The organism is Brevibacillus sp. HB1.2, from assembly GCF_013332495.1.
Classification (GTDB): Bacteria; Bacillota; Bacilli; order Brevibacillales; family Brevibacillaceae; genus Brevibacillus; species Brevibacillus porteri.
Map to the genome: position 1 here is coordinate 250,557 of NZ_JABMIU010000002.1, position 13,212 is coordinate 263,768.

Annotated in this window: 11 protein-coding genes; 4 read left to right on the forward strand and 7 right to left on the reverse strand. The window is 49.7% G+C overall.

The genetic code is table 11. The features are described 5' to 3' along the window. Positions 1-11: 11 nt before the first annotated feature. The 3 genes from HPY28_RS06055 to HPY28_RS06065 form a co-directional block, all read right to left on the reverse strand. Positions 12-1,748: an ABC transporter ATP-binding protein gene (locus HPY28_RS06055; RefSeq protein WP_026043153.1), complete on the reverse strand. Its 1,737-nt coding sequence runs from the start codon at positions 1,746-1,748 to the stop codon at positions 12-14. Beyond that, positions 1,717-3,555 (reverse strand): ABC transporter ATP-binding protein, encoded by a 1,839-nt coding sequence (locus HPY28_RS06060; protein ID WP_026043154.1) that lies wholly within the window; start codon positions 3,553-3,555, stop codon positions 1,717-1,719. The genes HPY28_RS06055 and HPY28_RS06060 overlap by 32 nt, the downstream gene beginning before the upstream one ends. Positions 3,556-3,874: 319 nt before the next feature. Further along, the gene (locus HPY28_RS06065; RefSeq protein ID WP_007728325.1) at positions 3,875-4,156 is read right to left on the reverse strand and encodes a hypothetical protein; all 282 of its coding nucleotides are present in this window, start codon (positions 4,154-4,156) and stop codon (positions 3,875-3,877) included. A 538-nt stretch (positions 4,157-4,694) separates the two neighbouring features. Between HPY28_RS06065 and HPY28_RS06070 the strand changes: the two genes are divergently transcribed. After that, positions 4,695-5,957: a DNA polymerase IV gene (locus HPY28_RS06070; RefSeq protein WP_174230240.1), complete on the forward strand. Its 1,263-nt coding sequence runs from the start codon at positions 4,695-4,697 to the stop codon at positions 5,955-5,957. Then, positions 5,954-6,430 (forward strand): YhjD family protein, encoded by a 477-nt coding sequence (locus tag HPY28_RS06075; RefSeq protein WP_173622127.1) that lies wholly within the window; start codon positions 5,954-5,956, stop codon positions 6,428-6,430. The genes HPY28_RS06070 and HPY28_RS06075 overlap by 4 nt, the downstream gene beginning before the upstream one ends. A gap of 937 nt (positions 6,431-7,367) precedes the next feature. Here the strand turns inward: HPY28_RS06075 and HPY28_RS30875 are convergent. Next, the gene (locus HPY28_RS30875; protein ID WP_371736723.1) at positions 7,368-7,502 is read right to left on the reverse strand and encodes a hypothetical protein; all 135 of its coding nucleotides are present in this window, start codon (positions 7,500-7,502) and stop codon (positions 7,368-7,370) included. A 145-nt stretch (positions 7,503-7,647) separates the two neighbouring features. Next, on the reverse strand, positions 7,648-8,517 hold the full coding sequence (locus HPY28_RS06085; RefSeq protein ID WP_174230241.1) for an AraC family transcriptional regulator: 870 nt from the start codon (positions 8,515-8,517) through the stop codon (positions 7,648-7,650). Positions 8,518-8,637: 120 nt separating this feature from the next. Here HPY28_RS06085 and HPY28_RS06090 point away from each other — a divergent pair, with 120 nt between their 5' ends. After that, the gene (locus HPY28_RS06090; RefSeq protein ID WP_017249442.1) at positions 8,638-9,000 is read left to right on the forward strand and encodes a VOC family protein; all 363 of its coding nucleotides are present in this window, start codon (positions 8,638-8,640) and stop codon (positions 8,998-9,000) included. A 20-nt stretch (positions 9,001-9,020) separates the two neighbouring features. Then, positions 9,021-9,530: a GNAT family N-acetyltransferase gene (locus HPY28_RS06095; protein ID WP_174230242.1), complete on the forward strand. Its 510-nt coding sequence runs from the start codon at positions 9,021-9,023 to the stop codon at positions 9,528-9,530. Here HPY28_RS06095 and HPY28_RS06100 read toward each other — a convergent pair. Next, entirely contained in the window at positions 9,502-11,001 is a 1,500-nt protein-coding gene (locus HPY28_RS06100; protein WP_174230243.1) for a hypothetical protein, read from the reverse strand. The two genes, HPY28_RS06095 and HPY28_RS06100, sit on opposite strands and share 29 nt — an antisense overlap. Before the next feature lie 155 nt (positions 11,002-11,156). Continuing rightward, complete coding sequence (gene recG / locus HPY28_RS06105; protein ID WP_017249445.1) at positions 11,157-13,211, reverse strand: ATP-dependent DNA helicase RecG; 2,055 nt, start codon at positions 13,209-13,211, stop codon at positions 11,157-11,159. Between the last annotated feature and the right edge of the window lies 1 nt (position 13,212).

Below are 13,212 nucleotides of genomic sequence, written 5' to 3' on the forward strand. Positions count from 1 at the left end.
TTGTCACCGATTTATGAGGATAGTCTCCAGCCACCTGTCGTTTGTTGCAGCTTCCACAGCCGCGCATACAAACCGTTTTTCTTCACAAGCTCATCATGCTGTCCCTGTTCGACGACCGTGCCATTTTCCAACACGTAGATGTTGTCAGCATTACGGATGGTTTTCAGGCGATGAGCAATGGCAATAACCGTTCTTCCCTCGATAAGCGTATCGATCGCTTTCTGAATTTGCGCCTCATTTTCGGGGTCGAGTGAGGCTGTTGCTTCATCCAAGAGAATGATCGGCGCATTTTTCAAGATCGCTCGAGCAATGGAAATGCGCTGTTTCTCGCCGCCTGATAGCGTGCTTCCCCCTTCCCCTACGAGCGTATCGTAGCCATCGGATAGCTGCATGATGAAATCATGGCAGCACGCTTGTTTAGCCGCCTCCTCGACCTCAGCTTGTGTCGCATCCCTTTTTCCGAAGCGAATGTTGTTTGCAATCGTGTCCTGGAATAAATACACGTCCTGGAACACCATTGACACGCGGGAGAGAAGTGCCTCCGGGTCCATGTCGACAAGTGGTTGATTGCCCAGCTGAACACTGCCTTGCGACGGGTCATAAAATCTGGCAATCAGCCGCATCACGGTGCTTTTTCCACTGCCGGATGGCCCGACCAACGCTGTAAACGAACCGACTGGCATATGCATGCTCACGTTGTTCAGGACGTTCTTTTCGATATAGCCAAAAGAGACGCCTGCAAGCTTCACGTCGTTTTCCGAAGGTGGTTGCTGCTCGCCTGTCATGATCGGCTCCGACAGCAACTGGACAATCCGCTCCCCCGCCTGTTCGTGGTAACGGAATTCTGCATAGTTGACGAGTGCAGCTGTCAACGGATCAAAGATACGTGTCCCAACCAGCAGAAACATGACAAACGTGATCAGATCTATGCTACCTGCTATGAGCAAATACACGCCGACCATGACCATGAGTGTGAGGCCCGCCCGAATAAAAGCGATGGCGGCGAGCACAATCGGTCCCAGTAAACCTTCGATTCGTATGCTCTGCCGCATGAATTCGCGAAAGGATTGCTCCAGCCGTACAAAGCGTTCGCCAGTCAAATTGTACGCCTTGATGACGCGAATGCCGTTCAAATATTCCTGCAAGCGATTGGCGGCGTCAATTTTGGCACGCATATGCCTCGCTCCGAGCCTGCGTTGTAGTCCAGATGTCATCAGCACCAAGAGAATCGCTATGGGAAACGCAGCAAACAAGGCCAGTGCCATGCGCCAATCCGCGAAAGAAAGACCTACGATCGCTATGACAGGCATGATGATCGCCCCCAACATTTGCGGTACGAGATGGGAAATCCCGTGCTCTACCATCGTAAAATCTCCCATCATCATATTGGCCAAATCCCCTGGGTCTCTTTTGTTCAAGTAACCGAGTGACAGCTTGCGAAGGTGCTCTGCTAGCTTGGTTCGCCCTTCTGCAGCCGTGCTGTAGGCGCCACGAAACTGTGTACGATACGCTGGAATTTCGCATAGAAACAAAAGGAGCAACGAGACTACCATCCATCCGCATACCCACCAGAGTCGCTCGATGTTCAATGGGGCACCTGGCTGGGCAAACGGCTCAAAAATCAAGCGGGCACCCTCCACGAGCAAGGCAAACGGCAATATTTGCGCAAGGTTGGCAAGTGTCGTGTACATAACGGGTTTGATCAGCGCCCTTGGTTTACCTGCTGTGATATTGTTCAGCATACTCATCTGCATCCACACTCCCCTTTCCTTCGCCCATTTGCCAGTCCTGTGCATCGGTGTAAGCCTTCCACATCCGGGCGTAGAGCCCATTCGCCTCTATCAATGATTGATGCCTGCCTTGTTCGATCAGTTCCCCTTTTTCCAGCACCAAAATTTGATCTGCATCCCGAATCGTTGACAGGCGATGCGCGATGACAATGACGGTTTTGCCCTTCATCAGCTCTGCCAGCGCCAGTTGCATCTCATACTCATTTTCAGGATCAGCAAAGGCAGTAGCCTCGTCGAGGACAAGAATCGGTGCGTTTTTCAGGATCGCCCGTGCGACCGCCACACGCTGCTCTTCTCCCCCAGACAAGTAGACTCCCCCTTCCCCGATCAGGGTGTCGTAGCCTTGCGGGAGCTTTTGAATAAAATCATGGCATTGGGCTGCCTTCGCCGCTGCATAGACCGCCTCTGGCGTTGCGTCTGGCAATCCAATCGCAATGTTGTTGTAAACCGTGTCGTAAAACAAAAACGTATCCTGAAAGACGAATGCTACGGTGTTCATCAAATCCGTACTAGAAAGTCCCCGAACATCTACCTGGCCAATGCGAATCGCTCCCTTCGAAACATCCCAAAATCTCGGAATGAGATTCGCGACCGTAGATTTCCCTGCACCAGATGGTCCGACCAGAGCTGTCACCTGCCCGTGCTTCGCCAAAAAAGAGATGCGAGAAAGTGCCTCTCCTCCTGTTTTCCCCTCTGCTGCATAAGAAAAAGAGACGTTTTCAAATGCGACATCAAAGCTCTGCGGACGCTGGGAGCTAAGCGGTTCGGCAACGGGCTGCTCTGCCAAAATCCGATCCATGCGCTCCACCCCCTCGCCAATGTCACGCAGGGTAGAGGTCAAAAACAAGAGCTTAAACATCGGTGCAGATACACCTGGCGCCATTACGAGGAAAAAGAGCAGAACAGACGCAAACGCAACATTTTGCGGGTCTTTACTCAGCATGAACACCCCTACTGGGAGAATGAAGGCCGCAAATGAACTCAGAATCACCTTGAACACCAAAAATCCGTTTTGAAAATCATCCGTATGCTTGACGCAATAGTCCCGATAGGTGATCATATCCGCATAAAAGCGCCGGAAGGAATGAACCGTCTGCCCGAATACTTTGATCGCCGGCATTCCACGTACATACTGGACGGCAGATCCATTCATCCGTTCTAGCGAATCGTAGTACCTCTTGATATTTTCTTTTGTTTTCGTCCCGGAAAACGTAATGATCTGCACAATCAATCCCAGTATGATCGGCACGACGCAGGCCAGCGCCAGCCAGACGTTCAAGTAAAACATCACGCCAATCATGAGCACCGTTGTCACGACTACATGCACCAAATCCGGAAGCTGATGCGCGACAAACGTCTCGACCTTTTCCACATTTTGCTCCAATGTTTTTTTGACTGCACCGGTAGACGTCCCGTTGAGCCAGCCAAGCGGCAAACGGCCGATATGCGCAGCCAATTTGACTCGCATTCCGTACAAAATGCGAAACGCAGCGATATGAGACACCATCCCGCCTGCATACATCATGACCAGACTTCCCACGAGTCCCGAAAGCGCAATAACTCCCCACCGAATCATGTACGCCCCGTCCGCCATTGCGGGAGACGCTGCATGCGTTAACAGTTCGCGTAAAATAAAGTAGACCGATGCATAAGGCACCAGCATGCATATTGCGCTCAAGGAAGACAATATCGCCGAGACGACGAGCAAGCCGCGCTTCTCATCCGCAATCTCCAGCAAGCGACGCACGCCTTTTTTGGGCTGCATTCCCTCTTTGCTCTCCATTGTCGTCATTCCTGTTCTCCTCTCTCCTGCTTGCTTCTTTTGTCCTATTCCTTATCATAATGTGACCTTCTGCCCTCTACCGCCGATTGCCGGATAGATCTTACCCCTAGCCGGAGCATTCTTTTATTTAGGAACAACAAAACGGTCATAACCGTTTTGTTTGACCGCAAGCGGTCGCATCCAGCTTTATGAAAAACGTCGAGATGTTTCGATCCCCCGATGAGAGGGGACGTTTTTTACACAAAAAAACCTTTCCCACTTGGAGGCTAGCTCCCACGGAAAGGTTGCGTTGGTTTTTCGATTATGGTTGGACTACTTTTTCTTTCGCTTTCGTTACGATGTGGTGACCGAGCGGCAAGCCGCGCTGCTCCAGCTCATCAGCTGTCACAATATGGAGCGTCTCACTTTTACACGGCATGGGCATCAAGCCGCCCAATGGACTCATCACTCTTCCGATCGTGTCTGTCTCAATGAGCACGTACAGGCCTTTTTCCTCCAATTGTTGCATGAATTCTCCCCAACGTTTGGAAGTAATTTGATCGGCGTGCTTGGTGAATATGACACCCATTTCTTGTGCTAGCATGTTAAATCTCCTTTGTTCTATCCGTCAAATATATGCTTCAAAAGATAATCTAACAATACAGGGAAACCTCTCTTCTGGCAAAATCCGTGTAAGCCAAAAAAACACGAAAAACGGTTGTTTTTGACCGCTTTTCGTTTCAGGAATCTCGCATCTTCTTCGCACACACCGTTTCATCGCGGCACGCTGTTTTTTGCAGCTTGCTTTTGAAAAAGAGACCTATTTTTGTCTATTTACTGTGTTATTCTTGTGCACCTCCCCATCATGTACCTAACTTTTCCTTTATTCAGAAATTCGTTGCCAGCTTCACATGCAGCAGTAGGGCAAAAGGAACCCAGTGGACCTCAGAGCTGCCCGAAGCTTGAGGCGTTGCGCTACTTGGTCAATATGGATGACCTGGGGGCATTTTTTGCATTCCAATTATTCTCATTGCATTACGAACATACATTCGGTATATAATAAGAATATACGTTCGCATCCATAGCGTGTATGGACTTTGTAGTACATCTACGAATCACCAACTTTACAGGAGTGAAATGCCGTGCCTCAAGAGCGAACCATTATGTTAGTTGACGGACAATCATTCTATGCTTCGATTGAAAAAGCGGCCCGGCCAGACTTGAAAGATAAGCCAGTCGCTGTAGCTGATCCCTCTAGAAGATCTGGTATCATTCTGGCTGCTTGCCCCGTCGCCAAATCACGCGGTGTAACAACGGCCGAAAGAGTCGGCGAGGCGCTTGCGAAATGTTCCGATTTGGTCGTAATACGCCCCCGAATGCAAACATATATCACCGTATCCTTGCTTCTTACCGAGATCTTCGAGTCATTTACGGACCAGGTCGAACCTTATTCCATCGATGAACAGTTTCTTGATGTTACAGGTTCTATCAGTTATTTCGGGGCTCCGGAAGAGATTGCTCACCAGATCCAGACACACGTTCTGTTATCAACAGGTGTTTGGACGCGGTGCGGAATTGGACCAACGAAAGTGTTGGCGAAAATGGCTACTGATAATTTTGCTAAAAAAATGCCCGAAGGTATCTTTAAACTTGGTTTCGACAATTTAGAATCTGTATTATGGCCGTTACCGGTACATCAAATGTTTATGGTTGCCTCTCGAATGGCTCGTCATTTTACACGTATGGGTCTTTACACGATTGGCGACATTGCGCGTCTGGAACTGGGTGATTTTAAAAAGCGTATGCGAAAAGAGATGGGCAAGCAAAGTGATATACAGGCGGAATATTATTGGCAGACAGCACGTGGAATAGACCCTAGCCCTGTCGTGGCAAGTATTCGTAATAAATTAAAATCGGTTAGTCACGGCAAGGCGCTCAGAAGCAGCCTTTATCGGAAGATTGAAGATATCGAGGTCATACTGCTGGAATTGGTGGTGGAGGTCTGTCGTCGCAGCAGGAGACTGGGTTACATCGGGCGAGTTGTGTCCGTCGGAGCAACAGAAACAGATGGTCAACATTCGATATTGTCGTTTAATAGACAGGTAACACTTCCACATTCTACATCCCTTTCACATGAAGTCGCATCAGCAGCTCTCGAAATTTTCCATAAACATTGGAGCGGTATGCCCGTTAACCACCTATCTGTTGCATTGACTGAGTTGACAGACGATAACGTCATTCAGCTTACTTTTTTCGACGACCGGATCAAAGCGTACAGCCTGGAGAGAGCGACTGATGACATTAAGGATAGATACGGCAGCGCCGCTATTATGAGGGCATCATCATTATTACAGTCCGGAGTAGCCCGTGAGAGGGCAGAACAGATTGGAGGCCATTACAAATGAGCAAACTGGACGGTAATGAACGGTGGAAGTCCAAAATGCTGCTTACTGAGCATCAAGAACAATACGAAAATCGTCACGACGCAAAGAACTCCCATAAACGACCTACAGAAGATGAGTTCAAAATGATCCGAGACTGCATCTTGCTTCCTCACATGTTAAGCATGGTGCAAAAGAGCATCGAAGACATAGAGAACCATTCCAACCTTCTAAAGCAGCTTTATTTGACAGCAGGCCGAGCACTAATGAGCCAAATAAGTGCAGATTTGTACAGTCTGCGCCGCGAATTGTCGAAGCGTAATATTAAAATAATGAGTGATGAACAAGCAGATATGGTAATGTATCACCGTTTTATTTGTAGAGGATACGAGGATCGCTTTGGAATGGTCCGGGATGTTATGCGTTCGGAAATCAGTATTCGCCTGTCAATGTATATCAAAGAATTAGTTAGTCGAATGGGTGCAAACGACTATTAAACCTTGCATATCCGAATTTACCGTCATATAAGTTGGCGATTTTGTTGTTGTTCCCATTATCATGGTTTTCTTCGTTTTTATCGGAGTGGATTGGGACATCAATGTAACGGCTTACGTAGTGCTAGAGCGGTCTACCGGAAGTCTTGCCCATTCCCTTGAAATTTAACAGAAAAAAGCCGACAACTCGGGCCGGCTGAAATGGTTCAAATTAACTCTGGTCGGCAAACATTACCGTCTTTCGGATGACAGCAGACCTGCCCCCCAGAAAGTAACAGGCTCACGCAATCTGAGCAGATGACCAGCCGACAGGTATTGCAGGATCGTCATCTTCTTTCAGGGACATGTGGACAAATACTTCTAAGGTATTGCAGCTGTTGCCAGGCAGCCGCATAGGCTTTGTATAGCTGTGCTGCCTCCTCCGTTCTACCAGCCTTATTAGCCTCGAGATACTTGTTATATAATTCCTTCACTTGCCTGTCGACTTCCGCTACTTTGTCGCAGCCAGTACCAGGGGTCACCAGACCAGGATCGGGGGATGGGGTCGCCGGACCAGGATCGGGGGCTGAGGTCACCGGACCAGGACCGGGGGCTGAGGTCACCGGTCCTGGATCGGAGGATGAGGTCGCCGGACCGGGACCGGGGGATGAGGTCGCCGGACCGGGACCGGGGGATGAGGTCACCGGACCGGGACCGGGGGATGAGGTCACCGGACCGGGACCGGGCGTCGACGGCGATGCAAACGGCTCGCAGGCGCCCAGCGGCAGGAACAGGAGGAGTAGGAACAAGACTAGGTGTTTACGCATCAGGGTTCCCTCCTTAATCGTGGTGTTGCCCTTAGAGTGCCCGAAAAGAGTCCTCAGTAGAGAAAGATTTCTTGGCATTAACGCTTGTCAGATGCTCGTGAGCACAGCAAGCGTAAAATAGCCCCACCTTGTCTTCAAGATGAGGCTAGAGTAATCTTGGTTAGGATTGAACTATGCGACACGTCAGCGGGATCGACGGCGACGACAATCAGCTTGTTTCGCAGCTCTGGGTTGACCCCTTTCTCGATACTGGCATAAAAGCTCTGCATGTCGATCAAAAACACGATCCGTTATTTAAGCAAACAAACGTTCGCTTTTATGCCTGTCATATGCAAAAAAAGTTGGTAATTATTTCTTCCCGGATATGCACACGCTGGTAGGTGTTCCGCAAACGAGAGCGAATGCAATATAGGGTTACTTTTTCACCACAGGAATCCAAATCTCGCTGCGAAAGGTCGGTGATGTTATCTCTTTATTTTCGTTCCACAAAATTTCTGGGCCCTGAGCCGCCTCATATCCAGAGGACACAAACCATTCAGCATAGATGCGACCCCAGATGTCTTGCAGCGTATCAGGGAATGGACCCACTGATTCGAATACGGCCCAGGTAAAAGCAGGAACTTCAAGCACTGCCAGATTGTCTGGACATTCCTTTGTAGTGGCCACCCCGATAAAGTGATCAACCTCACCATATTCCAGCCGACCTTCTGAAAAGTTCGTGGACGCACTGAGCAGTCCAAGTGGTTTGACATCGGATAGAGACTTCAGTTGCTGAATCGTCTCCATATCTAATGAAGCCCACATGGACGCAATCTCTGGATTGACTCCACGATAAATCAGCGGGACTCTTTTTTTCAGACCCACAATGCGAAATGGCTCTTTTTCTTCCATACGGTAGTTCATGGCACTGCCTCCTTTAATGGATAGATGAAAGGTCATTCGCGGATAAGCCTTCAAGGAATGGCCAATGTGTCTGGCTTCTGTCGGAGTGACGCCATGCACATTCTGAAAAGCTCTGGCAAAGGAATCAGCCGATCCGTATCCGTATTTGACCGCAATGTCAATGACCCGCTCGTTGCTGTCCGCAAGCTCAAAAGCTGCAAGCGTAATGCGCCGACGCCGGATGTACTCGGATAACGGAACTCCAGCGAGAAAAGAAAACATCCTTTTGAAGTGATACTCGGAGCAGCAAGCCACCCGAGCGATTTCTTTGTAGTCAATCTCGCTGGTCAAATTGTCTTCGATGTAGTCCAGAGCCTCATTCAGCTTTGCAAGCAAATCCATGGTAATGACCTCCCTTTCCCCCTCAGAATAGCAAAAGCAAAATCAGGCGATCCGACATTTCGTGCACGATTATGACGGGTCGCCCTTGTGAAAACGCCTATTGAAAGGAGCTTTATCACTATGACAACCACTTCCCCCCTGCTGCCCCAAATCGGAACCATTTTTGTAGCCGTCAGCGACATCGAACGCGCACGCGACTGGTACTGCCGTCTCTTGGGCATTCCCGCAGACGGCGAGATTATGTTCGGACATATATACTGCATTCCCTTACAAAGCGGACTGACGCTCGTTCTGGACAGCAAAATCTTTCCGAAGCGCATCACAGATGATGCTCCCTTGTTTCATTTCAACACACAGGATATCGAAGCCTCTTATGCATTTCTCAAGGAGAACGGAGTAGAAGTCGTCGTTCCTATCCAGCATGGTCACTGGTTCAACTTCCGCGATCCCGACGGCAATCTGATCATGGTATGCAAATGTTAAGCTGAAAAGGAGATACACGCATGACCATCCACTTACGCCGCACTACACCAGCAGACATTTCATTTGTATGCGAAGTAGAAAATGCGCCAGAGAATACCCCGTTCATTATCCCGTGGAGCGAAGAGCGGCACCACCACTCACTTGGCAACCCGGACATCCTCCATATGATTGCCGAAAAAAAAGAAACAGGCCACCCCGTCGGCTACGTCATCATCGCCGGGCTGACCAATCCTCATCAAAGTATTGAGCTCATGCGTATTACAATCGCAGTGAAGGGCGAAGGCTACGGTCGCAACATCCTGCGTCAGATCAAGCATTGGGCATTCATCGAGCAAAAAGCCCATCGACTCTGGCTGGATGTAAAAGAAACGAACGACCGCGCCCGCACCCTTTACGTATCGGAAGGGTTTCACATAGAGGGCACCTTGCGCGATTGCCTAAAATCAGGCGATACTTACGAATCCTTGATCATTTTATCCATACTGGCATCGGAATATGACGCTAAGGGGCTAGTCGCTCCGGAGTCGTAACATACAGCCATTTGCCGTCGTTGCTAGCTCCCAAAATAGATACATTCGCTGGCAGTCCTTTCACCAGCATAGATTGTTGCTTACGATCAGCATCGAACAGGAAGAGCGACGATACGGACTCCGCTCCTTGTTCAGCTTTTTCCCAATCGATATAAACCAAATGGTGAGTGCCTGGAATCCATATCGCATCTGGTTTCATTTCCTTCAGTTTGACGTCGCCCTTAAACACCCCTGCATTCCAATACATTTGATAGGCGCCATCTGTCGACTGGATATAGCCAGACCAAGCTTCTTTGGGAACAGGTGGATTCCAGCTGATCACTTTGCCTGACTGCCAATCGTAGCGTTGGCGAAGCTCCTCAAAGCTTTCCTCCTCCATTCTCATTTCAAACGTCGCGTAGCGTCCATCATCGATAAAACTGACAGGCTGGACTTGCCCATTCATCTCATCTGTTGGAACCCATCCTTTGATTACACCTGGGAGGCGCCGTTCTTTTGCAGTCGCCAGATCGTACACGACCAAATCGAGATCCTTTTTCTGTTCGGTCTTGCCTACTGCCATCAATACATGCTTGCGATCATGGCTAAAGCTGGCTCCATGTACGTATCCATCTACCTTGATACGAGTGGCAAACTCACTTTTCGGTACTTCTGTCCCTTTTGGTGGATGAGCGAAAAAGAAGCCGCGGCGATCTGCCATGAAGTCGCCTGCACCGCTATAGTTGTCAGTCAGCTCCACTGGATAAGCAGTCAGCTCTTTTGTCTGTATGTCATAAATCGAATACAGCATGGGGAAACGTGCATCGCACTCGCAATATTCTGTAAATCGCTCCAACAACACATACCGTTCCTCAGGGTCGATAAATTCCATGGGAGTCCTGACGGCAAAGTCCGTCATTTTTTCTTTCACCTTACCATCGACGGAGACTCGCCAAATCTGAGACGGAGCAAACACCACCGCCGAGAAATCATTCGTATCATCAAACGCGGTTCCCTTTACCGTCTTCGCTCCTGCTACATTTACAACATATTCCGTCCAGCTTCTGTCTTTGGCAAGCGTATCAGGAAGGGTAGCCAGCAATTGCAGTTGACGGTCGTGCACCCAGTGAAACGTAAAAATCGGCTCCACGTAGCCCAAGTCCTCTTTTTTGGTCTCTTCCTGAGCATTTTTGCGGATCGCTGCTTCGACTGTTCCACGGTTCACCGCTTCCTTAAAAAAGAGGGTGTATGCCTGTGGTGCAGGTCCTACGACCGTTCTTCGAGGAGAGCGGAGCTGTGGAGCCTCGTTCAACTGAATAACCACGTCTTCTTTCATCGCTACGTAGTCGTAAGGCAGTTCCTTTTGCTTCCATTCCTTTGTCGTTTGGCTGGTCGTATGGGAGGGGCCAGTCTGAGCAATCCGACTGTCCGTGGAGGTTGCTTGCGCGAAGTCGGATCCTGTCATGATAAGCAATGCAAATACAATGGACATACTCATTCCCCGAATTTTTCGCAAAGACAAAAAAACTCGCCTCGCTTCCTAGAAAAATTTACCTTACAGAGGATAGACGTCGATACCCTACTTAAAGTTTCACTCCACAAAAGAAAAAGCCTCCCCACGCGCTTGAAGTGGGAAGGCTTCCTTTCCTAATCGAAGACGACACCGTCCAGCACGCCCTCATTCTTTAAATAGTCACGCAGCCAATGATACTTTTCGTCGCGCCAGAAAGAGTCCTCTGCTACCAGCTTGACAGTCTCCTGTCTCGCTACCTCCAGCGCTTTGTAATCACTTAATAAATCAGCGACTTTAAACTCCGGCAAGCCACTCTGCTTTGTCCCGAAAAAATCACCCGGTCCGCGCAATTCTAAATCGCGCTGCGATAGCTCAAATCCATCCGTCGTCTCGCACATGACACGCATCCGCTCTTTTCCAATCTCGGATTTCGGATCGGCGATCAACACACAATACGACTGTTCAGAGCCACGTCCTACCCGCCCACGCAATTGGTGAAGCTGAGCAAGACCAAACCGCTCCGCATCATAAATGACCATATAGGTGGCATTCGGCACATTCACACCGACCTCTACGACCGTTGTACTGACCAGGACAGCATGCTCTGCCGCCAGAAAGGCTTGCATGACTGCATCCTTTTCCTTCGCTGGCAGTCGCCCATGCATCAGACCTACGCCGAATTCAGGGAAAATGTGTGTGAGCTGAGCATGTACATCAATCGCATTTTGCACATCGAGCTTTTCCGACTCCTCAATGAGCGGACAAATCACATACGCTTGTCGTCCTTTGCGCAGTTCATCCCGCATTTGCTCCAACACAGCCGGAAACTGATCGTGCTTTTTCCATGTCGTCTCAATCGGTTTGCGCCCCGCAGGCATTTGATCAATCGTCGAGACGTCCATGTCGCCAAATGCCGTAATTGCCAGTGTTCTCGGAATTGGTGTTGCAGTCATAAACAAGACATCAGGAGACAAGCCTTTATTCCGTAAAATTCGCCGTTGCTCCACGCCGAATCGGTGCTGCTCGTCCGTAATCACAAGACCTAGACGGGAGAAAAAGACATCCTCTTGAATGAGCGCATGGGTACCAACCACGACATCGATTAACCCCATTTGCAGAGAGCCGATGACTTCACGTCTACGTTTCGCCGTCAGCGAGCCAGACAAGAGCGCGACCTGAATGCCATAATCGGACAAAAGCTTCGTCAACGACTGCACATGCTGCTCGGCGAGAATCTCCGTCGGTACCATCAGCGCTCCCTGATAACCTGCTTTCACCGCAGCAATCAGCGCGATAGCAGCTACGACCGTTTTTCCCGAGCCTACGTCCCCTTGCAGCAGCCGATTCATCGCATGAGGTGCCCGCATGTCGTCCAATATTTCTTTTACCACTCGTTTCTGCGCATCCGTCAGCGGGAACGGTAGACCTTTGACAAATTCCCGTACCTCTTCCATCGGAATCGTCAAAGCAACGCCTTCCGTTTGCTGTCGATTAATCTTGCGCAGTGTTTGCATCTTTAGCTGGAATAAGAAAAGCTCCTCGAACATAATCCGTCGCCGCGCTTGACGACCATCTTCCGCATTTTCCGGAAAATGAATCGAATGAAAGGCATGCATCCGCGGCATCAGTCGGTAGCGCTCCACAATATCCGCAGGTAGGATCTCAGGAATCTCCTTGCCGTATTGACGCAACGCCAGTTGAATGGTTTTGCGCAGCAGTGTATGCGTCACATCGCCACCAAGTGGATAGACAGGGGCGAGCTCGCCTCGTTTTGTCGCACGTTCGGAGTCTACTTCTGTCATTTCGCTCACAGTGATTTGTAGCTTGTGCTTGTCCCATTTTCCTGTGACGAGTATTTCCTTGCCGGGCGACAGCCTGCTTTTGACAAACGTCTGATTGAACCAGACAGCCGTCACCACGACACGATCCATGACAACCTTGACCGAAAGTCGTGATTTTCTTTTTCCATAAAAACGAACAGAGGGTTCGCCGTACACCGTACCTGCCAGCGTGACCCTCTCTCCGTCTTTTACTTCTGTCAAATCGCGCACACGGTAATCTTCATAGCGAGACGGGAAATACTCCAGCAAATCACCAATGCTGTTGATTCCCAGTCCTGCAAATGCCTTCGCCCGCTCTTCCCCTACCCCGTGCAAAAGGGAGACGGGCGATTGATATCCACCAGCCATC